This window comes from Streptomyces sp. NPDC037083 (assembly GCF_055606485.1).
Window position 1 is genome coordinate 1 of record NZ_JBVJSQ010000030.1, and the last position, 22,738, is coordinate 22,738.

General features: G+C 70.5%; 13 protein-coding genes and 3 CRISPR repeat arrays. Of the genes, 3 read left to right on the plus strand and 10 right to left on the minus strand.

Annotated features, from left to right (window positions below; all coding sequences use genetic code 11):
- Window positions 1-308: 308 nt before the first annotated feature.
- The gene (locus ACZ7DE_RS40140; RefSeq protein ID WP_470769417.1) at window positions 309-746 is read right to left on the minus strand and encodes a hypothetical protein; all 438 of its coding nucleotides are present in this window, start codon (window positions 744-746) and stop codon (window positions 309-311) included.
- A gap of 258 nt (window positions 747-1,004) precedes the next feature.
- Between ACZ7DE_RS40140 and ACZ7DE_RS40145 the strand changes: the two genes are divergently transcribed.
- The 3 genes from ACZ7DE_RS40145 to ACZ7DE_RS40155 all read left to right on the plus strand — a co-directional run bounded on the left by ACZ7DE_RS40145 (window position 1,005) and on the right by ACZ7DE_RS40155 (window position 5,514).
- Window positions 1,005-3,539 (plus strand): helicase associated domain-containing protein, encoded by a 2,535-nt coding sequence (locus ACZ7DE_RS40145; RefSeq protein ID WP_470769419.1) that lies wholly within the window; start codon window positions 1,005-1,007, stop codon window positions 3,537-3,539.
- Window positions 3,540-4,162: 623 nt separating this feature from the next.
- Window positions 4,163-4,906, plus strand: a complete 744-nt coding sequence (locus ACZ7DE_RS40150; RefSeq protein ID WP_470769420.1) for a hypothetical protein — start codon at window positions 4,163-4,165, stop codon at window positions 4,904-4,906.
- 77 nt (window positions 4,907-4,983) lie between these two features.
- Window positions 4,984-5,514, plus strand: coding sequence for an RNA polymerase sigma factor (locus ACZ7DE_RS40155; protein ID WP_470769422.1), 531 nt, complete (start codon window positions 4,984-4,986; stop codon window positions 5,512-5,514).
- Window positions 5,515-5,940: 426 nt separating this feature from the next.
- A CRISPR array of direct repeats spans window positions 5,941-8,532; the repeat unit is 29 nt; unit sequence CGAAGCACCCCCGCGTCGGCGGGGAGGAC.
- A 20-nt stretch (window positions 8,533-8,552) separates the two neighbouring features.
- Here ACZ7DE_RS40155 and cas2e read toward each other — a convergent pair.
- The 9 genes from cas2e to ACZ7DE_RS40200 form a co-directional block, all read right to left on the minus strand.
- Window positions 8,553-8,867: a type I-E CRISPR-associated endoribonuclease Cas2e gene (cas2e, locus tag ACZ7DE_RS40160; RefSeq protein ID WP_470769424.1), complete on the minus strand. Its 315-nt coding sequence runs from the start codon at window positions 8,865-8,867 to the stop codon at window positions 8,553-8,555.
- A complete protein-coding gene (gene cas1e / locus ACZ7DE_RS40165) occupies window positions 8,867-9,808 on the minus strand; it encodes a type I-E CRISPR-associated endonuclease Cas1e (RefSeq protein ID WP_470769444.1) in 942 nt (313 codons plus the stop codon). Before cas1e ends, cas2e begins: the two co-directional genes overlap by 1 nt.
- 56 nt (window positions 9,809-9,864) lie before the next feature.
- Window positions 9,865-10,515, minus strand: coding sequence for a type I-E CRISPR-associated protein Cas6/Cse3/CasE (gene cas6e / locus ACZ7DE_RS40170; RefSeq protein ID WP_470769426.1), 651 nt, complete (start codon window positions 10,513-10,515; stop codon window positions 9,865-9,867).
- Window positions 10,512-11,282: a type I-E CRISPR-associated protein Cas5/CasD gene (gene cas5e, locus ACZ7DE_RS40175; RefSeq protein ID WP_470769428.1), complete on the minus strand. Its 771-nt coding sequence runs from the start codon at window positions 11,280-11,282 to the stop codon at window positions 10,512-10,514. Before cas5e ends, cas6e begins: the two co-directional genes overlap by 4 nt.
- A complete protein-coding gene (cas7e, locus tag ACZ7DE_RS40180) occupies window positions 11,279-12,406 on the minus strand; it encodes a type I-E CRISPR-associated protein Cas7/Cse4/CasC (protein ID WP_470769430.1) in 1,128 nt (375 codons plus the stop codon). The genes cas5e and cas7e overlap by 4 nt, the downstream gene beginning before the upstream one ends.
- A complete protein-coding gene (gene casB, locus ACZ7DE_RS40185; protein ID WP_470769431.1) occupies window positions 12,403-13,041 on the minus strand; it encodes a type I-E CRISPR-associated protein Cse2/CasB in 639 nt (212 codons plus the stop codon). Before casB ends, cas7e begins: the two co-directional genes overlap by 4 nt.
- 70 nt (window positions 13,042-13,111) lie before the next feature.
- Window positions 13,112-14,701: a type I-E CRISPR-associated protein Cse1/CasA gene (casA, locus tag ACZ7DE_RS40190; protein ID WP_470769432.1), complete on the minus strand. Its 1,590-nt coding sequence runs from the start codon at window positions 14,699-14,701 to the stop codon at window positions 13,112-13,114.
- 510 nt (window positions 14,702-15,211) lie between these two features.
- A complete protein-coding gene (gene cas3, locus ACZ7DE_RS40195) occupies window positions 15,212-18,064 on the minus strand; it encodes a CRISPR-associated helicase Cas3' (protein ID WP_470769433.1) in 2,853 nt (950 codons plus the stop codon).
- A 190-nt stretch (window positions 18,065-18,254) separates the two neighbouring features.
- Window positions 18,255-19,931: direct repeats of the CRISPR family, unit length 29 nt; unit sequence GTCCTCCCCGCCGACGCGGGGGTGTGCCG.
- A gap of 92 nt (window positions 19,932-20,023) precedes the next feature.
- Window positions 20,024-20,655: a CRISPR direct-repeat array (repeat unit 29 nt; unit sequence GTCCTCCCCGCCGACGCGGGGGTGTGCCG).
- 541 nt (window positions 20,656-21,196) lie between these two features.
- On the minus strand, window positions 21,197-22,555 hold the full coding sequence (locus ACZ7DE_RS40200; RefSeq protein WP_470769435.1) for a hypothetical protein: 1,359 nt from the start codon (window positions 22,553-22,555) through the stop codon (window positions 21,197-21,199).
- Between the last annotated feature and the right edge of the window lie 183 nt (window positions 22,556-22,738).

Here is a 22,738-nt window from a genome sequence, read left to right on the forward strand (position 1 = left end):
CCCGCGGAGCGGGTACCATATCGCTGCGCGATATGCAAGCGAACACCCGTGCTGCGCACGGGTGTTGCGCTCCCGCTCCGCGGGAGCGCTGGCGGGTCGCTGCGCTCCCCGCCTCAAGCCCGGTGCTGCGCACCGGGCTTGAGGCTCCTTCCGCTGCGCTCCAGGAGCGAGGTCGCTGCGCGACCGTGCCCTGGACTGCGTCCAGGGCTGCGCGGTTCTCCGCTGCGCTGCGTACCGCGGCCTCGCACTGCGTGCGAGGCTTCCGGGCCACGCTTCGCGCGGCCCGCAGCTGGCAGCAGCGGATGGGGTCACTCTCGTTCGGGCTTGCCTGGCGGCGTCCACGTCCAGGGCTTCACAGGGGGTGGCGGGCCATCCAGCGCACTGCGGAACTTCTCCTTCAGGCTTTTCGGCGGGGCTTCCTTCTCTTCCTGTGAATGCACGAGCCGGGCCGTGGTCACCCGTATGTGGCACTCGCGGTGACGCTGCCTCACGAGCGCCACCCAGGCGCCGTCTTGAGCGCGGAAGACATGCCGGGCCGGCTCATCCCCCGGCCGCGCACGCCGGGCCAGTACACCCGGTATGTAGTGCAGAGCCGCATCCTCGGCCGCTGCGACCGCCTCCGCCTGATCCTGGCCGATGTGATGCATGCCCACGAGCATCCATCGGTGCAGCGTGACATCCACACCGTCGGGGCTCTCGGTTGTCAGGGCGTCCTCTTCGATCAGGACGTACCACTCGACAGTCATAACTGCTCCCCGCAACTGGAAAAGATCATGCCGTACTGTCTTCTATTCCGTGATGCTTCATTTTGCTCTGGCGATAGATTCTGGAAGTATAGGGGGCCACCATCGAGGTCTTCTGGAGCCACTATCTCATCAGTTCCAAAAGTCTGATCCGCACGAAGACCCTAGTTCATCACGATCATCGAGCAAGCAACTACCTTTGTTCAATGGCTAGTTGATCCCGTGGTGCCGCATCCAACAGACCGAAGAAGGCCGACCGACATGGCAGCGAAGGAACTCAGACCTCACCAACGGGAAGCCGTGGACGCAGTCCTCCGCGCACTCGAATTGCCTGCAAGATCTACTGTGCCAGAGCGAGGTCTCCGGACGCAGGTGATCATGGCGACGGGGTCGGGCAAGAGCCTCGTCGCCGTGCGCAGCGCGGAGGAGCTGCGTGCGGGTCGTGTGCTCGTCCTGGTGCCCTCGCTGGACCTGCTCGCCCAGACCGAGTCCGCGTGGCGCGAGGGTGGCCGAGGGGGGCCGATGATCGGGGTGTCCTCGCTGCGGGGCGAGGAGGTCTCCTTCCCCAACACCACGGACGTGGACGAGCTGGTGGAGTGGACGCGCGGCCTGGACAAGGTCACCGTGTACGCCACGTACGCCAGCCTCGGTCTGGGCACGCTGGAGCGGGCGCACGCCGCCGGCCTTTCGGGTTGGGACCTGATCGTCGTGGACGAGGCCCACCGGGTTTCGGGCCGGATCGGGAAGCCGTGGGCGGTCGTGCACGACAACACCCGGATCCCGTCCCTGCGCCGGTTGTACATGACGGCCACGCCCCGGCTGTGGCAGCTCGGGGACGAGGACGAGGCCGGCGCACCCGGCGAGCTGGTCGCGAGCATGGACGACGACCCCGATGGGCCCTTCGGCAGCAGGGCGTTCACGTTGACGCTCTCAGAGGCCATCGACCGGGGAACCTGTGCCCCCTACCAGGTCGTATGCGTGGACGTCACCGACACCGCGCTCCAGGCCGCCCAGCTCCTGGGCGCCGAAGGCCGCTCGGCAGAGGTCCGCGGGGCCCGGCTCGCCGCTCTGCAGACCGCACTGGTGAAGGCATCCGCTGAGGAGGGCTTCCGCCGCACCCTGGTCTTCCACCACATGGTGAAGGAGGCCGAAGCGTTCGCGGCCGGCCTTCCCGACGTCGCCGCGCAGCTGCACGCATCCGACCCCGAGCTGTACCCAGCCACGATCTGGGCCGACTGGCTGTGCGGCGACCACAGGCCGGGCCACCGGCGGCGCGTCCTCGGAGAGTTCGCAGCGGGGATCGCCACAGACGGCACCGTCGTCGAGAAGAGCTACCTTGGCTCGGTGAAGGTGCTGGGCGAGGGCGTTGACACCAAGAACTGCGACTCCGTCTACTTCGCCGACGTCCGCGGCTCCATGCCCGACCTCGTCCAGGCCGTCGGCCGCGCGCTGCGCATGCAGCCAGGCGAAGGCAAAGTCGCATCCCTCGTCGTGCCGGTCCTGCTCGGGCCCGGCGAAACGGCCGACAACATGCTCACGAGCCGCGCCTTCGGCGGGCTGGCGAAGCTCCTGGAAGCCCTCAGGGCGCACGACGCCCGCGTCGTCGAGCAGCTCGCCGAACAGCAGGCCCAGAGCCGCGTCAGGGGCGTGCAGAGCCGCAGCGGGGTGGAAGGCGGGGAAGACGGCAGCGACCGTAGCGACCGTCTTTCGGCGCCTGCCCGGCAGCTGCTGAAGTTCTCCACGCCACGCGACCCCGCGCAGCTGGCCGCGTTCATCAACCTGCGCGTCCTCATCCCCGAACACGAGCACTGGCGGCGCGGCGTGGAGGCCGCCGTCGTCTACGCCCGCGAGCACGGCGACCTCAAGGTCCCCTTCACATACCGCGTGCCCAGCCGCAACGACCAGGAGGCGGAAGCCGAGGGATGGCCGGCCACGCTCGCCGGCTTCCCCCTCGGGCAGTGGACCGCCGACAACCGGCGCTTCTACGCCCGCGGCGACATGGACGAAGACCGCATCGCGCAGCTGGAAAAGCTCGGCATGGTGTGGTCGCACTACGACGTCGCCTGGGACGAAGGCCTCGCCGCGGCGCGCGAGTGGGCCGAAGAGAACGGGCACCTGCTCGCGCCGCTCGACGCCACCTACCAGGGCTACAAGGTGGGCATCTGGCTGAAGAACGCCAGGGCCGCCGCCCGCAAGGCGGCCCAGATCGAGCAGCGGCGTGCCGAAGGGCTGAGGGTTCAGTCATCGGCCGGCGCCTTGTCGCAGGAGCGCCGCGAGCAGCTGGAGGAGATCGACCCCTCCTGGTGTCCGGCCTGGCCGGTGGAGTGGCAGCGCTGCTTCCACCTGGTCCGGATGCACTTGGAGGAGGGCGGCGGACTGCCGACCGAGCCGGGTGTCGTCGTGCACCAGAGCAAGGACCTCGGCCGGTGGGTCAAGGCAGTGCGCTTCGGCTGGGACAAGCTCACCGGCGTCCAGCAGTGGATGTGCGAACACATCCTCGGAATCGAGCCCGCCACCGAGGACGAGAAACCGCCGCCACGCCGCACCCAGGCCGACAAGTGGGCACTCAACTACGAGGCCGCCAAACAGTACTACCACCGCGAGGGACACCTTCGAGTCCCGCGGCAGCACGTCGAGCGGATCGTCGACGGCGGCGACGGCGACGGCGACGGCGAGGACCAGGAGGAGCGACAGCTCAAGCTGGGGGCCTGGATCGGGAATCAGCGGAGCAGGGCCGCGACGCTGACGCCGGAGCGGATCGAGCAGCTGACCGCCATCGGCATGCGCTGGACGTAGACGGGTGGGTATGCCGGAGGGCCCGACCGCTGGGCAGCGGGGCTACGACCGTAACCGCGAAGCAGGATCTCTCTGGTCATAGCGCATCATTCGTCTTGAAGCGGGCTTGTGCCACTTATGGGACAGAACTCGGCTACTGACATGAATGAAGCAAAGAACGCTCATTACATGTGATAGACGCCACTTTCCCAAGAAGCTTATCTGTGCTTCGACGGGCTTTAGCGGCAAATCGCATTGACACCTGTCACCGCCCGCGACCTGGCGTGAAAGCCCGCCATCTCCACCCATCCCGGAGCCTCGATGGCGGGCCTCACTCCGACGCACCTGAACGCGTCTCGCTAATACCTTGCCGGAATCGGCGATTCCGAAGGGTATATGTGACCCACATCACAGTAAAAAATCACTCTTCGTAGCTAGACTTAAACGCTACGTTATAAATATTACTATCCGTCTAGCAATTGTGCACTTGCTGTACTGGACGGAAGTGCAACCGACCGGCGAAGATGCGTTCACCGTCGTGACGCGCCGCCCATCCCACACGCACCACCTGCCGCGCCGATCGACGACGGAGTCGCCGAGACCCGCCCGGGCCTCACTCCACGCACCTGAACGTAGGAAGTGACATGACGCGTCGTCCCCCGAAGGACCAGTCCGCCGTTCCCAAGACCGATAAGTCCTCTCCGTCCGGTTCCAAGCAGGACCGGCACCAGAAGGACACCCGCGCGCGGAAAGGAGAGCACCGCGCGGGTGACCGGGCAAAGCCGGTAAAGCCCTCCGTCCCGAAGCAGGCGGTCCCGGACCGACCGGTGGCCCAGAAGCCCTCGGGCATCGCCGAGCCGGTACAGGCGCTGCCCCAGCCCGCGTCCCCGGACGCACCGTGGATGCGCTCCCGGCTGTTCGCCCGTCTCGCCGGCGCGGCCATGACCGGCATCTCGCTGCTGCCCGGCACGGAGTCGCTCCATCCCGGCCTGCGCTGCGCCGCCATCGTGATCTTGGTCTTCGATGTCTTGTGCGAGACCATCGGTCAGTTCCTGGCCGTGGCGAAGGCCCTCCGCAAGGCGGTCACGTTCGAGCCCCTCAATGCCCGCGCGGACCGCAACGGCGACCTGGCATTCGACTCCCGAGTCGTGCTGCGCTCGATGCCTACCCTGCCCAAGCTCCGCATCACCGGGCGGATCCTCAGCGGCGGGCTGCTCGCCGTCCAGTGGCTGAACGATCTGCAGTCCCTCCAGACCGAACTGCTCACCGTCGTCCTCTCGGTGCTGCTGGTCGACGGGGTCACCCAGATCGGCAGCGAGGTCCGCTCGCGCTGGGAACGCTGGATCGATGACGTCAGGTCGCGGACCGACACGAACGACGAGGTCTGATGGGCTCCACCATGCACCACGGCCTCCCCCCGCACACCAGCGGGGGGAGGCCGCCCCATGCCGACAGATGGGCTGCCATGGACGAACGAACCGAGATGTTCGAAGAGTTCGTCGCCGATGCGCGCGCGAGGTTGACCCGGATAGCGAAAGTGCGGGTGCCGGCCTGGACGGCGGAGGACCTCGTCGCCGAGACGTTCGAGGTCATGTACACCAAATGGCGCGAAGTGCTCGCCGACCCCACCCCGCCCTTCCGCTACGCCTGCGGCATCCTGCGCAACAAGGTCGTCAACTCCCGCCGACACACCAACCGCGAAGTCCTTCCCGGCACCGCCGACCTACTCGACCTCATAGAGCCCCAACTCGAGGAATCAGCCGAACAGACAGCCGTCCGCAACATCCAGATAGACACCCTCACCGCATCCATCAGATCAGCCCTGACACAACGCGAACAGCAGACATTCCTCCTGCACTACATCCACAGCCTCACCACCGCCGAGATCGCCGACATGCTCGACGTCAACCCCGCCACCGTCCGCGCCCAACTCAAACACAGCCGCCAAAAACTCAAACGCAGCATGAAACACAGCACCACCCTCCACGACGACTAACCCCACCCCGCCCGCCACCCCAGCGGCCCGGGTGAGTGCAGGACCCGTCGAACCGACAGAACCCGTACTCACCCCGCCGCAACACCAGGTCCTGCTGAGCCCATCTCCGTGAGTGGTCGGGGCGGGCGCGCCGGGCACCTGCCAGTGGTCGGTGCCTGGTCATCGCGGTGGCTCCTTCGTGTCGGGCCGCCCTGGTGGGCGGGGACTCGAGGGAGCAGCGTGCAACCGACCCCCTTGTCCGCGGTCTGACCGTGGCCAGTAGCGGGCGTGGACAAGGGGAAACGCGGCGATGGCCGGGGCGGTAGCGGACCTGGACAAGCGTCGGCGGGGAGGACAAGTTCCCCAACATGCGGCCGGACGGTCCAGCGAAGCACCCCCGCGCGGCGGGGAGGACACGCCGATCCACGCCGGGGTGTAGGGCAGGGCCGAAGCACCCCCGCGTCGGCGGGGAGGACCCTGGCGGGCGTTCGCATGTTCGCCCCGACAACGAAGCACCCCCGCGTCGGCGGAGAGGACTCGGTGGCGTTCAGGTCGTCCCGGAGTTCCTGCGAAGCACCCCCGCGTCGGCGGGGAAGACGCCGGGCGGACGGAGTGGCCGAACGAGCCGTCCGAAGCACCCCCGCGTCGGCGGGGAGGACCTGCCCGACTATGAGGGCGACCCCCGCCAGGACGAAGCACCCCCGCGTCGGCGGGGAGGACGATGGTGGCGGTGTCGGCAAGGGCACGCATGGCGAAGCACCCCCGCGTCGGCGGGGAGGACTCTTCAGGGTGGTGGCGCTCATGGGGATGCTCCTGAAGCACCCCCGCGTCGGCGGGGAGGACCTGTCCCGCGGTGATGGCGCGCGGGATGCCGTCGAAGCACCCCCGCGTCGGCGGGGAGGACTTCTGGGCCCGGCGCTGCTCCGCAGCCACGGCCGAAGCACCCCCGCGTCGGCGGGGAGGACGACGCCGAGGCGGCGCAGCGCAAAGGTGAACGCGAAGCACCCCCGCGTCGGCGGGGAGGACGCGGGCCCCACCCCACGGCCCTCTCCGGTGGACGAAGCACCCCCGCGTCGGCGGGGAGGACCCACACTGCGGCACCGCAACGAGATCCGGAGCCGAAGCACCCCCGCGTCGGTGGGGAGGACATCTCGCCCGCCTCGACCAGGCTCCGGACCGCCGAAGCACCCCCGCGTCGGCGGGGAGGACCCGTTCTGGGCGTCGGTCTCCTGGCGTCCCGTCGAAGCACCCCCGCGTCGGCGGGGAGGACCGGCGCACGGCGGCGATCGGGTAGACGGACACCGAAGCACCCCCGCGTCGGCGGGGAGGACGAGGCCGACCCTGCCCAGCGCCACGTCGGCGGCGAAGCACCCCCGCGTCGGCGGGGAGGACGGCCCGGTCCTGGCCGCTGCGGTAGGCGGCCTCGAAGCACCCCCGCGTCGGCGGGGAGGACGGTGGGCGCGGTCTCCAGGTGTCGGGAGAACGCGAAGCACCCCCGCGTCGGCGGGGAGGACGCGGCTCCGGCCGCCGCGGCGCCGACGACGAGCGAAGCACCCCCGCGTCGGCGGGGAGGACGTCTCACTGACCAGCGAGTGGACCGCCCTGGCCGAAGCACCCCCGCGTCGGCGGGGAGGACCGCCGCCGCCGTAACCATGCGGTGCGCCGCCGCGAAGCACCCCCGCGTCGGCGGGGAGGACGCTTCGGGCGGCGGTGTACTTCCGCTGGATGGCGAAGCACCCCCGCGTCGGCGGGGAGGACGGTTCTGCAGCACCATCGGGGGAAACGTGTCGCGAAGCACCCCCGCGTCGGCGGGGAGGACGCGGCGGTCGCGAACAGGACAGCTACGGCGACCGAAGCACCCCCGCGTCGGCGGGGAGGACTACCAGCTCACCCGGGGCTGGTACCTCCCGGACGAAGCACCCCCGCGTCGGCGGGGAGGACCCCTGCCACCGGCGGATCGCGGCGCGGGCCGCCGAAGCACCCCCGCGTCGGCGGGGAGGACCATCACCCGGGCCTGGTGATGGCTGTGGGCTCCGAAGCACCCCCGCGTCGGCGGGGAGGACGCGAGAGGGCCTTATATCTATCCTATTCAATGCGAAGCACCCCCGCGTCGGCGGGGAGGACCCGGCAGGATCCCCCCACTCGATGTTCCACACCGAAGCACCCCCGCGTCGGCGGGGAGGACGTGGCGTAGTAGTCGGCGAGCCGGGTGAACTGCGAAGCACCCCCGCGTCGGCGGGGAGGACGTGGCGTAGTAGTCGGCGAGCCGGGTGAACTGCGAAGCACCCCCGCGTCGGCGGGGAGGACCAACGCCCGTCGCCCTACTTCCGGTTGTCGGTCGAAGCACCCCCGCGTCGGCGGGGAGGACGGAAACGGACCGACTATCGCCGGGGGGTTTTTCGAAGCACCCCCGCGTCGGCGGGGAGGACGTGCCGGATATCGCCGAGAACATCGGCGAAAGCGAAGCACCCCCGCGTCGGCGGGGAGGACGGCCTCATCCTCTCCGCGCGGGAGGTCATGATCGAAGCACCCCCGCGTCGGCGGGGAGGACAATTGCCGGTGTAGGCCATGACGTCACACCCTCGAAGCACCCCCGCGTCGGCGGGGAGGACACCCCCGCCGAAGCGCCCCGCGTGCCGGGGCGCGAAGCACCCCCGCGTCGGCGGGGAGGACCGCCTGTCGGTCTGCTCGGGCAGCGGGTTCGCCGAAGCACCCCCGCGTCGGCGGGGAGGACCAGACCGGCACGGGAGTCGGCGAGCCCCTCGGCGAAGCACCCCCGCGTCGGCGGGGAGGACCAGCGGAGACGGCGTTCAAGATTCGCGTGTACCGAAGCACCCCCGCGTCGGCGGGGAGGACGTGCGCGGCGCGTCGACCGCGCCCAGCGAACCCGAAGCACCCCCGCGTCGGCGGGGAGGACCGGCCCGGCCCCCGGCCCGGCTCCTGCCACAGCGAAGCACCCCCGCGTCGGCGGGGAGGACGTGAGCGACATCAACGGCGGCATCGGGTTCGACGAAGCACCCCCGCGTCGGCGGGGAGGACCCTTCGCGACCTGCGGTTCTTCAGGGGCTTTGCTGGTTCTTTGCTGGAGCCATGGCTGTCATGCGGATGAGGGTGAGGCCGTCGAAGTCTTCGGGGACACGGCGTCGGGTTCCTGCGGTGCGGATGGCGTAGCCCTGTTCGGTGGGTGCGGGGTGGATGAGGACGGCTGCTCCGTTGCCGACGGTTTCGGTGACAGCCTGCCAGAGGTGGTCGCGTACGCGGGCGGAGACGGAGCCGACGAAGATGCCGGGTACTACTTCGCTGGTCCACCGGCTCAGGGCGCCGCGCAGGTGGTCGGGGACTGCGGTGGTGGCGATCACCAGCATGGACGGCATCAGGCGCCGCCTGTGGCGTAGTTGACTCCGGCTGGCAGGGCGCCTGCCTTGGGGTCCCATAGGTGGACCATCTCGACGTCGCGCCGCTCGGAGCGGTCTTCATCGTCTGGGTCGTGGTCGGTCTGTGCCGGTGTCAGCAGGGCCTGGAGGTCGTGGACGATGCGTGGCAGCAGGCGCAGGAGGCGGAGGTCTTCGCGGAAGCGGCGGCGGGCTTCCTGTTCGGGGTTGGCGGCCTGGTGCAGGGCGAAGGCGAGGGGCAGGGTGGTCTGTGCTTTGTAGAGGTCGGCGATGTCGTAGACGAAGGCGTGTTGGGTGCCGGCGTGGACGAAGCCGAGGGCGGGTGACAGGCCCAGGGCGAGCAGGGCTGCGTGGACGATGCCGTACAGGCAGGTGTTGGCGGCGGACAGGGCGAGGTTGACGGGGTCTTGGGTGTGCCACTGGTCGGGCTGGTAGGCGCGGCGGAAGCGGCCGATGCCGTGCTGCTGGGCGAGGATCTTGTAGAGGGCTTTCATGCGCTGGCCTTCCATGCCGCGCAGTTGCTCCAGGGTGACGGTGTCGGGGAGTTCGGTGGCGTCGAAGCGCATGCCGTACATGCGTGTGGCGATGTCGAGTCGCCGGGCGGGGTCGGTCCAGGCGGTGACCTGCTGTTCGAGCCAGTGGGTGGTCAGGGAGTCGGGCAGGATGCCGGCGTAGGCGCGCACGCCGCCCGCTCCGGTGCACACCACGCTGGTGCCGTGGCGTGCCAGCGTGGTCAGGGCGGGGGTGGTGATGGACACGCCCGGGCCGAGCAGCAGGCAGGACAGGGCAGCGGTGGGGAGGTAGACCAGGTCGGTGCGGTCGGGCGCGGCCTGGATCTGTGCGCATACGCCGGTGTCGTCCTGCACGACGCGGACCATGTCGAGGTAGAGGAACGACAGGGAGTCGGCGACGCGGGGCAGCATGGCCAGTGTGGGCGCGGCCAGGCGCCGGCGTGCCTGGCCGCCCTTGTCGGCGGTGCTCACGTCGTGGTGGCCGGGGCGAGGCTGAGCAGGCCGGCTCCGTAGGGTTTTCCGCGGCCGATGCCGTTGCGGACGGCTTGGGACAGGGCGTCGGGATCGGTGACGGTGGCGGTGCCGTCGTAGCGGATCAGGCTGTGCCGCATGGTCGGGCCCTGTTGGCGCTGGGGGCGTGCGGGGGCCAGGTTGGTGGGGGTCAGGATGTGGAGGTGCAGGCCGGCGTCGGCGGCGCGGCGAAGCCACCATTGGTCGGCGTCCGCTCCCGCAAGCGGAATGACCTTGCCGCGCTTGTTCTTCTGGTCGAGGGGGAGGCGTTCGCGTTTGGCGGGGTTGAGGACGATGCGGTAGCGGACGGCGAGCCCTTTGTGCAGTGCGGTGAACATGGGCGCCAGGTCTTTGATCTCGGTGTGGCCGTAGTCGGCCGGCAGGAGTGCCGGGTCGAGGTGGGCGGCCTGGACGAGGAGGGTGCTGGAGGTGTCGCTCTCCTCGAGCCGGTAGAGCAGTCCGGCCTGCAGGCGTGGCGAGTCGCCGAGGTTGTCGGGGACCATGCGCATGACGGTGCGGTGCATCTGGGTGGCGTCGCGCAGGTCGCGGTGCACGAAGCGGTGGTGGGGGTTGAGGCGGATGCGGGCGAGGACCGGGTAGTCGTTCATGCGCTTTCCTGGGTGTGGGCGTAGTCGATCAGTCGCCGCATCAGGGTGTGCTGGGGGCCGGCCAGAGTGTGGGGCAGCGCTTCGACGCTGCGGTACAGACGGCGCATGCGGTGGCTGCGGCCGTGCGGGGAGAAGCTGACCGGGATGTCGTTGACGTCGAGGATGTCGCCCTGCGGCATGCTCGACGGGGGCGGCGGTTCCTCGCGCAGGAATTCCACCTCGATGGTGTCGCCTGCCAGGCCGGCGGGAGCGCTGTGGCTGAGCGGTACGTGGCGGCGCAGTTCGGCGTCGGGGTCGTCGACGTGGGTGCGCAGCACGAATGGCTCGTCCGGCACGCAGGAGCGGCGGCCCAGGTAGGGGGCCCAGTGCGGGCGGCGCAGGGCCTGGGCCAGCTGGTTGACGCTCTGGTCGGGTCCGGATACGGCGACGACGAAGACGGCGTCGGACAGGTAATGGCGTCGGGTGATCACTGCGGCGCCCTTGTTGCTGCCGCCGCTGGTGGCGGCGGTGCGTGGTTTGGGCAGGCCGCCACCGACGGTGTGGTAGTCGATGAGACGTATGCCGGGGCGGTCGACGCGGACGGTGAGGCGCAGGTGGTCGTAGTGGTCGGGCAGGGGGTCGTCGCGGCCGATGCCCTGCGCGGCGGCGAACAGGCCGATGAGGGCGGAGCGGGTGGGGAAGGGGGCGGTGTCGCGCACGGCGGTGAACGCGGAGCGTTCTCCCCACGACTGGAGAGGGCCGGCCAGGCGCAGCAGGATGGCGCTCACTGCTGTTCTCCGGACTGGGGCAGGCTGGCTTCCAGGGCGGCTTCGATCAGGTTGTCGTAGGAGTCGTGTGCCTCGCCCAGGCCGGTGAGGTGTTCGTCGGGGGCGATGGTGGCGTGGCCGTGGAAGCGGCGGCTGCGGTTGCCGGTGAGCCGGTTGATCTCGTGTGCGTAGGAGGCGAGCGCCTTGCGGGAGCTGGTTGAGAAGCCGCCTTGCAGGTCGGCGGTCACGGGGGTTTCGAAGGCGGCGGCCAGGGAGAGCGGGCGGTGTTCGCGCACCGCGAGGTAGGCGAGGTCGGGCAGGGTGTGGGGGGCGGTGCTGTTGCGTTTGGCCTGGGGCAGGGAGAGGAGGAAGTGCTCGGCGAAGGAGGCCAGGACGGTGCGGGCGGCCTTGGTGTCGCCTTCGAGGTTCTTGATGAGGTCGGTGATGTTGACGGTGGCGTAGCGGTAGAAGACGCCGGCGCTGAACTCGGCGGTGTCCAGGTGGGCGCTTCCGGTTTCGGCTTCGCCCAGCCAGTCGTCGACGGCGGTGAAGTAGTCGCGCTGGGGCTCGGCGGTGTGGGTGGTGAAGGCGTGGGCGACCTGGGCGGCGCCGTCGACGTTGGCGTCGGGGAGTTCCGCCAGCATCCGTCCCAGCAGGCTGATGGAGGCGGTGCGGCGCTTGAGGATGTCCTCGATGCGGGCGGGGGGCAGCAGTTGTCCGGGCTTCTTGCTGTCCTTGCCTTTTTCCAGCGCGTCGCGGTGCTCGGTGCACACCGCGGCGAGCTCGTCGATGGCGGCCTCGGGCAGGAACAGCAGGACGGAGGTGTGGCCTTCCTTCTCGGTGCCGATGCCTTTCTTCCCGGCGCTGGCGGCGACCTGGGATCCGGCGAACTCCGCCAGATCGGCCGGCCATCCGGTCTTCTCCAGGGCTTGCTTGACCTTGACGGGCACCATGCGGGTGCGTGCGGCCTTCTCGCCCAGGTCCTGCTCGACGCCGTGGCGGATGACCCGCTTCCAGGACTGGCTGGAGACCCGGATGCGGGGCGCGTTGCCGTAACGGACCTGCTTGGGAGAGCCGAGATCGTCGCGGTTGAGGTTCGCGGCAGGCACCGACTGCAGTGCGCTCAGGTCCAGGTAGAGGGTCATCGCTGGTTCTCCTCGGTCACGTCTGGGGTGTCGGTGCCCTGGGTGTCGGGCGTGGTTTCGGCGGTGGTGATACGGAAGTAGCTTTCGAGCCAGGCGGTGGCGATGCGGTCGCGGTCGCGGTTGAACCAGGTGAGGTCTTGCAGGAGGACCGCCCAGTCCACGGGGACGCCGCCGTTCAGGAGTTGCCGGGTCAGGGCGGGCAGGCCCGGGTGGACGGCGTCGGCGGACTGACGTGACATCAGGTGCAGGGCACTTTCGGCGGTTGCCGGTTTCAGGACGCCTTGGGTGACGGCCTGCCCGAGGGCGGCTCCGAGGTTGGCACGGGCGCGCCAGGCGGCGCCGTTCTCACCGTCCGCTGCGCCTGGGGCCGCCAGGTCGCGGGCGGTGCGCGGGCGGGCGGCGATCAGTGCGGCCACCGCGTAGTGGGCGCGCTTGGCGTCCTGGTGCATGTCAGCCGTCCAGGGCACGAGGTAGCGGTGCAGGTAGTTGCAGCGCTCGACGGGCAGGCCGAGTCCGCGGCGCAGTTCGGCCCTCGTCTGCTTGGATGCGCACAGGTCGAACACGTAGGCCACGAAACGGTCGGACGAGTGTGGGGGTTTCTTCGGCGTCGCGGATGCCGGAGGGGAAGAGGTCATGGCACGTCCCTGGTGAAGCGCGGGCGGAAACAACGAGCGGCTGCCGTGGTGGCAAACCGGGGCAGCCTGGTCAGGCTGCGTGTGTGGCGGGCAGCAGGGCCAGCACGAGAGCGCGGGCGCGGGCGCGGGCCCGCGCCACCCGGATGTCGGCGCGGCTCGTCTGACCGATCGCCTCGTCCAGTGCGGTCAGCGCCGCCTGGACGAACGGCCGCTCGACGGCGGCCTCGGTCTGCTCCGGTGCGGCCAGGCGCCAGAACTGCTCTTCGGCGGCCGGCCAGTAGCGGGCCAGCGCTGCTGATGCCCAGGGGCCGGGCTTGCGCTGGTCGATTCTGACCTTGGCTTTAGGGGAGGGGTCGGCTGTTGCGTCGGTGGCGAGCCGCCAGGCGACCTTCGCGGCGAACTCGAGGCGGGAGGCGGTGTCCTCTGCCACTCGGTGACAGCGGCTGATGTGATGGGCCATGGCCGGGTCCGTCTCCTCCTGCCACTGCAGTACCGGCGGAGTCGTCGCCTGGAACCAGACGCTGTCCTTTTGCTGGCCGTCCTGCTCGAACCCGTAGGCGCGCACCCGCAGCGCAGGCAGCAGCTGCTTGGGTAGATCTTCCAGGCACGGCGGCCGCTGCGCGTCCTGGGCGCTGTCCTTGAGCAGCAGAGAGTCCACATCCCGCCACAGGGCCCGCGCGCCGTCGGCCTCCCGTGGCTGGAACCCCTCGTCCTTGCGCCGGTCGAGGATCTGGTACGGATCACGCACCTGGGGAGCGGGCTCGTGTGTCGACCAGGTGAGGTAGGCGTCGGTCACCGACCGGCCATCGGGGGCGGGCACCAGCAGCGCCGCATGGCGGAAGCGCCCCGTCAGCAGCCTGCCAGGCCACGTCGGGCCAGGAACAGGCTCCAGCGGGGCGTTCAGCTCCTCCTCCCACGGGCAGGCGTCTGCCGATTCCCAGTCCGCCTCGACCTGCGGGCTGGGCACGGCCAGCACCAATGTGGTGAACAGCTGTGGCGCCCAGGCGAAATAGGACACGGACTTCCGCAACGGCGCCGCGTCCCCGCTGCCGGTGCGCACCGTAGTGATCCGCCGCGGCGTGCACTGGCCGGAGGGCCCGAAATACAGCTGCGCGATCAGATGCCACACCGCCTCATGGGCAGGCACCGCAACCGGCGCCAGATCCGTGAAATGCCCGAACAGCACTGCCCCGTTGACGCCTGTGGGCCGCCCGAGCACCAGCTTGTTCACTCCGGACGGATTCGGCGCGCCCTTCGCGTCGACGCATTCGGCGGCCAGTCGCGGATCCTGCAGAAACGGCCGCTGTCCGTCGAACAGGTCGAGACGGCCCGCCGGCACCTGGCGGTCGAAGTAGGCGTCCACCGCCTGCGGATCGAAGCGGCCCTGCTTGAGGACACGCCGGCGCAACGCATGCCAGTCCTCGACGTCTTCCGCGACGCCCGCATCATCCAGACGCACTCCTGCGTCCTGACCGATCCTTGCGGTCATCGCAGCCAGGATCCGCAGCAGACCCGCCGCCGCCGGCGGCACCGGCAGCTCCACATCCACGATCTCGTGCGCCCGCTGAAACAGCTCCCGCAGCCCCAGCCGCACCGACTCACCCGTCAGCAACCGCACCGGAATCCACGACTCGTCCCGCAGATCGAACCCCCCACTCACGTCCACACTCCTTCACGACGAACGCAGTCCAACACCACACCGCGGAAGGGCAACCGGCCCCCCAGGCCAATCCCCGGCGTCGTGCCCGACATTGAAGCACCGGCCACTGACAACGGCCCGCAAAGCGGCCGTGACGCACACCAGTTGAGCACCGTCACGACGGCAGCGCAGAAAAATGGAGAAGGTGGAAGGGCAGGGGCTCTTTAGCGTGCATTCCGTGGTATTGCCCCTTCCCCGGGGAGCGCGGCTGGTCCGTGGGTCGTCGTCATGGTGATCGGGTTGTGCCCGGGTGAGGCCGCCGACGGGGCCTTCAGCGCACCGCTGCTCACCACTGCTGAGACGCGCCGCCGTCCAAGCAGTTAGCCTGCAGCCAGTCCGCCGGCCGCCGTACTGGCACGCTTCGTTCCCTGCCGCGGTGGGGGTGATCCAGTGGACGGGCACGGGCGGCTCCGCCCTGGAGAACGCTTCCCCGCCGACGCGGGGGTGCCTGAGCAACGGCCAGGTTCCAGCTCAGCGCCGTACGAGCCCGAGGTCCTCATCCAAGTGCAGTGTCCTGCCGCCGACGGCCACCGCGTGGACCGTTCCGTGATCGATGGGCTGGTACAGCACCCGGACCTCTGCCAGCATCGGATGCTCCGCCCACGACGGCGGAGGAACAAGAGTCTCGGCGTCCTCGGCGTGGAACCAGCCGGCGCTCACCGGTACGGTGCGCCGCATCACCGCCCGCACGGCCGCAGCGGGCATCTTGCGTCCAGCACCCGGGTCCGGGATCGGTTCAGCGCCCGCACGGTCGAGTGTCCTGCTCCCGTCGGCGTGCACGTAGGCGCACAGCAGCCGCACCGACGCGGCTCCCAGCCGGGTAGCGGTCTCCCACTCGTCCTCCTCCCCCGGCAGGCTGTGCAGGGCATGCAGGCCGGACACGCTCCGCGCCCGGCAGACAGCCACCAGGCCGGCCTGCCCCCGCTGCGCCAGCTGTTTGCCCTGATGAGCGGTCCACGCTGCCCTGCGCCGGCCGTCGAAGGCGTCCCAGTCGAAGTGGTCCGCGGCAGTTCCGTGCACCGACTCGACCAGGTCCTGCACGTCTTCGGGGATCGAGACCGCCTTGCCGGCGAGTTCGTTCAGCTTCGCGGAGGTCTTGTCGAGCAGGAACTCGGAGTAGACCTCCCCCCACTGCCTGGGCACTGCCCCGCCTTCGGCCAGCGGGTCCAGCACGACGAGGCGCGGCGCCCGCGCCCAGGCTGGGCGGCTGCGGCCTCCGGGGTAGCCGTTGCGGGCCCACCAGTTCTCGTGGCGCCAGCACCGGCCGGCCCGCTGCAGCAACAAGGCCAGCGGGGCAAGGTCACTGATGACGACGTCGGCATCCAGATCCAGGGACTGCTCGACGACCTGCGTGGCCACCACGATCCGGCGCACCGGCCGCGGCCCCGTACGCCCCATCCCCGAAGTGACCTCGCCGGTGCGTGCCTCGCGCACGTCGCCGGGGAAGCGGGCGTGCAGCAACTGCACCATCCCCGCCTCGGCATGCGAGCGGTCGTCGAAGCGAGCCCGCAGACGGAGGTAGGTCTCCTGCGCGTCGCCGACGGTGTTGCACACCACCAAGGCGGTACCGCCCTCGCCCACGGCCACGGGTTCCGCCAGGCGCTCGATCACCGCCAGACGGTCACGGGCCCCGCCCCGGCCCCGGACGACCGGCTCCACCGCGACGCCCAGCTCCATGCTCCGCTCGGCCGCCTGCTCCCGCCGCCGCACCTGCGAGATCTCCGTAGCACGGGCGCTGGAACCGTCCACATACAGCCAGCCCGGATACGGGGCCGGAAACGTCCGCTCGCCCAACTCGTTTCGCTTGTGCCCGGCGCCCTGCAGATACTCCTTGATCAGCCGGTCGCTGACCGAAGCCGGCAGCGTCGCCGACAGCAGGACGACCGGAACCCCGAAAGCGCCGAGCCAGTTCAGCAGGCGGCCCAGCAGCACCTGCATGTAGGCGTCGTAGGCGTGGGCCTCGTCCACGATGAACGTCTTGCCCGACAGCGCCAGCAGCCGCAGGGCGTTGTGCCGCACCGGCAGCACCGACATCAGCGCCTGGTCCACCGTGCCCACCGCGAACTGCGCCAGCAGCGGACGCTTGGAACCGCGCAGCCACTGCCGCGGACGCATATCGGCCTGCGCCCGCCGTCGCCCCGCCGCGACCTCGTCCCCGTCGCAGGTCACCACCTGCTGACCCGCCTCCAACGTCTCATCCGAGTACGCCGTGTTCAGCCAGGCCATGCTGTGCACCAGCGTCAGCCCCGCCCCCTGGCCGGACTGGCGCATGAGCGCCTGCGCGACCCGCCCGTACATCTGATCGCTGGTGGCCATCGTCGGCAACAGGAACGCGAACCCGTGCGTGCCGAACACACCCGACACCACCCGCTCCGCCTCCAGAGCACTCTCCGTCTTGCCGTCCCCAGGAGCAGCCGTCACCAGCAGGATGCCGCCCCGGCCCCCGACCCCCTCCTCCAACGCCGCCGGCAGCTCCTGCATGACCGAACGCTGCAGCGCATTGGGCTGCCCGTCAATGCCGTACGCCTCGGCGAAATCCCTGCGCCGCAACCCCACCGGTGCCAGCCCCGCATCAGCCAGCAGCCCGGCGGCATCCGCACACGAACGCGCGAAATGCTCCGCCAGCGACACCTGCAAACTCCTTTGCCGACCCCGCAGGTAATCGGCCTGGCTGACCAGCCAGTCCGCCAGGATGACCACCCCCGTCACCAGCACCCCGGCAGCCGGCTTGAACGACTCCGGCGCACCGGGCGAACCCAGAAGAGCGTGGACCGCCGACGCATGCGCCGCCCGCTGACGTGCCCAGGCCGGCCCTCCCAGAAACGGCGAACCAGCCCCGCCCTCATCGCGGTAGAAGCGGCCGTGATGACCCCCGATGATCTCAGCGACCCGTTCCGCGGCCACCGTCTCCCCATCGGCGTCGAAACCCAAGACCGCCAGCACGTCCGCGGCCGCCCGCATCCCCGCCACGTCATGCCCCAGCCGCTCCGAACCCATCCTCGCCCGCTCCGTGGCCAGCGATCCGGCAAGACCCTCACTGCCGTGCCGGGAACAGAACTGAAACCCCGACAGCTTCCCGATGTCATGCAGCCCGGCACACAAGCCCACCACCGCCCGCGCCCGGCCCGGCTCGTCAGCGAAACCCATCCCCTCGGCGATACTCAGCCGCTGACCGCCCGACAGGTACACGTCCCACAGATGCAGCGCCATCGCCGCCGCATCCAGTAGATGCCGCACCAGCGGATACGGCGGAAGCCCCGGGTCCAGACCGCGCGACTTCCCCCACACCGACTCATCCGGCACCTCGCCCCCCACAGACAGCATGACCGACCCCCTCCGGACTCCACCCGACCACCATCACGGCGAACCACAGATCCAAACACACCGCACCGACACAGCCCCCGCTCACAAACACAGCTAAAGTCCTCACCGTGAACCGCCCACCACACCATCGCCGGCCCGGCACCCCGGTAAAGAAAAAGCAAAGCCACCACTGAGCCGCAGGTCAGAAAGAGTCCTCCCCGCCGACGCGGGGGTGTGCCGTTCTACAACGACCCTTCGAAGGAGTTCGACTAGTCCTCCCCGCCGACGCGGGGGTGTGCCGTCCGAGGACCCCGGACATTCGTGGGAACGAAAGTCCTCCCCGCCGACGCGGGGGTGTGCCTGCGGATGGGTGGCCGCCGACCGGCGCACCCCCGTCCTCCCCGCCGACGCGGGGGTGTGCCGCTGTCCCCGGCCACCGACACCGACCCCAAGGAGTCCTCCCCGCCGACGCGGGGGTGTGCCGGCGAGGCATCCGGCGAGGGCGAGCACGCTGCCGTCCTCCCCGCCGACGCGGGGGTGTGCCGACGCCGGACCGGCGGGTGATGTTCTCGGCTCCGTCCTCCCCGCCGACGCGGGGGTGTGCCGCCGGAGCCGGTCCTGACCGGCGCGCAGTGGAAGTCCTCCCCGCCGACGCGGGGGTGTGCCGTTCGGCGAGTTCAGCGCGACGGACCTGAAGCCGTCCTCCCCGCCGACGCGGGGGTGTGCCAGACGGAGGACCCTCAGACCGTCTGGACCCGCGCGTCCTCCCCGCCGACGCGGGGGTGTGCCGCCGACCGCCGCATCCTCGCCCGCCACCGCCTCGTCCTCCCCGCCGACGCGGGGGTGTGCCGCGGTCCGAGACGGGATACACCGCACCCCCTATGTCCTCCCCGCCGACGCGGGGGTGTGCCGGTGCAGCTCAGCCCCCGGTTCCGTCGGTGCCGGTCCTCCCCGCCGACGCGGGGGTGTGCCATCACGCTTCACACCCCATCGCTTCACACCTGCGTCCTCCCCGCCGACGCGGGGGTGTGCCGCTGTAGGCGCCGGATCCGTAGGTGGTGGTCGAGTCCTCCCCGCCGACGCGGGGGTGTGCCGGTCTGGGATCCTGGCCCACCACCCCCGGCACCGTCCTTCCCGCCGACGCGGGGGTGTGCCGCTAGAGCTGCAGCCCGAGTCCAACGACCAGGCGTCCTCCCCGCCGACGCGGGGGTGTGCCGTCGGTGACGTCGGCCTCGCACCATTCGCTGACGTCCTCCCCGCTGACGCGGGGGTGTGCCGAAGTTCGGGGCCTTCGTCAAGGAGTGGATGGCGTCCTCCCCGCCGACGCGGGGGTGTGCCGGATCGTGATGCTTCACTCCGTGCCAGCCGCCGGTCCTCCCCGCCGACGCGGGGGTGTGCCGATGATGTCCGAGGAGAAGGAAGAGGGCCGCCGGTCCTCCCCGCCGACGCGGGGGTGTGCCGTCCACCCTCACTGCGTTGCGGATCACGGCGACGTCCTCCCCGCCGACGCGGGGGTGTGCCGGTTGCCGTCCGTGGCGGTGAGGATGAGGCGGAGTCCTCCCCGCCGACGCGGGGGTGTGCCGTGAGCGAAGGATTCGCAGGCGACCCGTTCCACGTCCTCCCCGCCGACGCGGGGGTGTGCCAACGATGCCACGGTCCAACGCCCACGCGCCGAAGTCCTCCCCGCCGACGCGGGGGTGTGCCGTTGTCCGGTCAACCTACCCTTAGAAACTGGCGGTCCTCCCCGCCGACGCGGGGGTGTGCCGCCATTCAGAGTGTCAGCCTTGCGTGACTCAAATCCTCCCCGCCGACGCGGGGGTGTGCCGGCGGGCCTTCGTCTCCAGCCACTCGGGGGCGAGTCCTCCCCGCCGACGCGGGGGTGTGCCGCAGCTATCCGGATCCCGGCCTGGTGCAGGTGACGTCCTCCCCGCCGACGCGGGGTTTGCCGACGCGTGGACGGCAGCCGTCGCCCACCTCACCGTCCTCCCCGCCGACGCGGGGGTGTGCCGAGCTGAAGAACATCACGGGGATGTCCTTCGGGGTCCTTCCCGCCGACGCGGGGGTGTGCCGTTGAACGTGGGCTTGACCACGCCTCCGTCGTCCTCCCCGCCGACGTGGGGGTGCTCCTGATCTTGGGTGTGGCGTGTGAGGGGTCTGGCCGTCCTCCCCGCCGACGTGGGGGTGCTCCGGAGCCCCTATGCCGATCGCCGTGGTCCGGGCGTCCTCCCCGCCGACGTGGGGGTGCTCCGGTCCCGTAGGTGCTCTCGGGGGCGATGCCCAGGTCCTCCCCGCCGACGTGGGGGTGCTCCGCGTGCGGGCTCGGCTTCGAACTCCACCCGCGCGTCCTCCCCGCCGACGCGGGGGTGTTCCGCCGGGGCATGCGAAGGGCAGCGCTCCTGGTCCTCCCCGCCGACGCGGGGGTGTTCCTTCGTCGCGCCCTTTCAGCCCAGCGGCACTCTCGTCCTCCCCGCCGACGCGGGGGTGTTCCGTACCTGAACCGGCCGAACCTCTACCCGCGCCAGTCCTCCCCGCCGACGCGGGGGTGTTCCGGCGAACCCGGCGGTCGGCTACCGGCTGACGCTGTCCTCCCCGCCGACGCGGGGGTGTTCCGACGCTGGCGCGGCCGCCGACACCGGAGATGCGGTCCTCCCGCCGACGCGGAGGTGTTCCGCTCAAGCAGGCCGGCTTCACCCCGGATGAGCTGTCCTCCCCGCCGACGCGGGGGTGTTCCGTACCAGTTCGCCGGGACCGGGGCGGACATCGAGTCCTCCCCGCCGACGCGGGGGTGTGCCGCTGCCAGCTCCGCATCCCCTGCGAACTCCGCGGTCCTCCCCGCCGACGCGGGGGTGTGCCGCTGTCGTCCGCCGTCTTGAAGGCCAGGGCGGCGTCCTCCCCGCCGATACCGGGGTCTTCCGAATCCGTCCTGCTCGGGACTCTTCTTCCTGTCCGGCGTGGAGTTCATCCAGGGCTTCGCCCGCAAGACCGGCGCCCTCACCGCGCTCATCGTGTTCGTCATCGCCTAAACGCTGGGCGTCGACCCCGCCGTCGCCGCACGCCACGTACTCGGCGTGTCACCACCCCGCTGCCCGGAGCCGATCGGCACCGGGCAGCGGGGGCCTCCTCCTCGTAACCCGGACAGGGACGTCCTGCCGGTCAGCGGGAGACGGGCGGGAGGGCACGCTCGAGGAAGTCGAGCCGGACCTGGCGGGGCAGGGTGCTGTCGAGGCCGAGGGCGGTGCGGATGGAGTCGGCGCTGACCTCGCGGGGGATCTCCAGGCGGCGTTCGGCGTCGCCGATGATCTCGCCGATGAGGTGGTGGGCTGTGCGGGGGTGATGGCGGATGAGCCAGTCGAGCATCTTCGTCACCGGCGTCGTGATGCCGTAGAAGGTCGCGGGCCCGCCGCTGGAACTGTCGAGTTCCTTGCCGTAGGCGAGTTCGTCGAGGACGGCGTGCAAAACGGTCGCGGCCAGGTCGTGGACGTCGATGATGCTGTCGGTGTCGGCGGCCACGCTCAGGGCGAGTTCGTCGGCGATCTCCTGGACAGCGCTTGCGGTGCGAAAGCGCAAGGCCCAGCGCTTGCGCCAGTCGGGACGCTCCCACAGGGTGCCGAAGAACCGGCGTGCCAGGCGCTGGCGCAGGTCGGCCAGGCCGATCGACAGGTCGCTGTCGCCGGAGTCGAGCTTGGCGGCCGCGCTCTCCGGGGAACGGTCGCGCTCCTGTGCCCAGTCCTGGGCCACGGGGCGTGACCAGAGGCTGCGGCCGCTGACATGGGCTTGGGGCGGGGGCACTTCGCGCTGGTCGCGGGCGATGTAGGCGCGCAGGGTGGAGGCCGCGATGCCGCCGATCTTCGCCATCTCCGGCACGCCAATGAGCTGGTCGGCGGCGAGTTCGGGGGCGGACAGGCGCACTACACACTGCGACAGCGGCCGTGCGTTCGCGGGCCGGCGGGACGCCCACAGGGCCAGGTGGTCGTTCCACGGGTCGGGGGGCGGGGCGTCGAGGTCGAAGTTGGCGACCTTGAGCAGGCGGCCGCCGTCGGGGTGGGCGTTGTCGTCGATCAGGTCGGCGGCGGTGATGGTGGTGGCTGCTTTGACCGGCCGGCGCTCGAAGCGTTCGCCGGCGGCGTCCCAGACCTGGTCGGGCCGGTACCAGGTGGTGCCGTCCCACCAGTAGCCGCCCTGGCGGAACAGGAGCTGGGGCCCCCACCAGCTGCTGTGCCAGGGCGAGGCGTCCTGGTCCCGGACCAGGAGAACGGTGCGGCCGTGCTCGGGGTGCCGGCGCACGACCCAGGCAAGGTCCTGTCGGATCGGATCGGTCGTGAACGCGAGCCAGGAACCCTTCGTGTCGGGGACCCTGTCCCAGCGGCCCCACGTGCCTCCTTCTTCATGGCGTCCGATGGCCTCGATCGCGGCGGGGTCGTCGACCGGGATGTGGTCGTCGTCCACGAAGGGCAGGCCGGGGACGGGGTGGTCGGTGTGCAGGCCGTTGGCGACGGGCTGAAGGCGATGCATGGGTGCTGTACTCCTAGCGACTTATGTGCTGTAGATGCTTACAGCACATGCGATCCCCATCGCGCAGCACTCCGAAACCCCCTTGCCGCAAGACAAGTTGGCGACAAGTCAGACAACGACACTCAAGACAGCAACACCCGCTCACCCACACCGGAGGTCGCAAGACGCGTGTCGTAGCGCAGC

Bases quoted from the DNA above. Each gene is read 5' to 3' on its own strand.
- casB (WP_470769431.1), bottom strand. From the start codon at position 13,041: ATGACCTCTTCCCCTCCGGCATCCGCGACGCCGAAGAAACCCCCACAC.
- cas1e (WP_470769444.1), bottom strand. From the start codon at position 9,808: ATGCTGCCCCGCGTCGCCGACTCCCTGTCGTTCCTCTACCTCGACATG.
- cas2e (WP_470769424.1), bottom strand. From the start codon at position 8,867: ATGCCGTCCATGCTGGTGATCGCCACCACCGCAGTCCCCGACCACCTG.
- cas7e (WP_470769430.1), bottom strand. From the start codon at position 12,406: ATGACCCTCTACCTGGACCTGAGCGCACTGCAGTCGGTGCCTGCCGCG.
- cas3 (WP_470769433.1), bottom strand. From the start codon at position 18,064: ATGCTGTCTGTGGGGGGCGAGGTGCCGGATGAGTCGGTGTGGGGGAAG.
- ACZ7DE_RS40155 (WP_470769422.1), top strand. From the start codon at position 4,984: ATGGACGAACGAACCGAGATGTTCGAAGAGTTCGTCGCCGATGCGCGC.
- ACZ7DE_RS40145 (WP_470769419.1), top strand. From the start codon at position 1,005: ATGGCAGCGAAGGAACTCAGACCTCACCAACGGGAAGCCGTGGACGCA.
- cas6e (WP_470769426.1), bottom strand. From the start codon at position 10,515: ATGAACGACTACCCGGTCCTCGCCCGCATCCGCCTCAACCCCCACCAC.
- ACZ7DE_RS40150 (WP_470769420.1), top strand. From the start codon at position 4,163: ATGACGCGTCGTCCCCCGAAGGACCAGTCCGCCGTTCCCAAGACCGAT.
- ACZ7DE_RS40200 (WP_470769435.1), bottom strand. From the start codon at position 22,555: ATGCATCGCCTTCAGCCCGTCGCCAACGGCCTGCACACCGACCACCCC.
- ACZ7DE_RS40140 (WP_470769417.1), bottom strand. From the start codon at position 746: ATGACTGTCGAGTGGTACGTCCTGATCGAAGAGGACGCCCTGACAACC.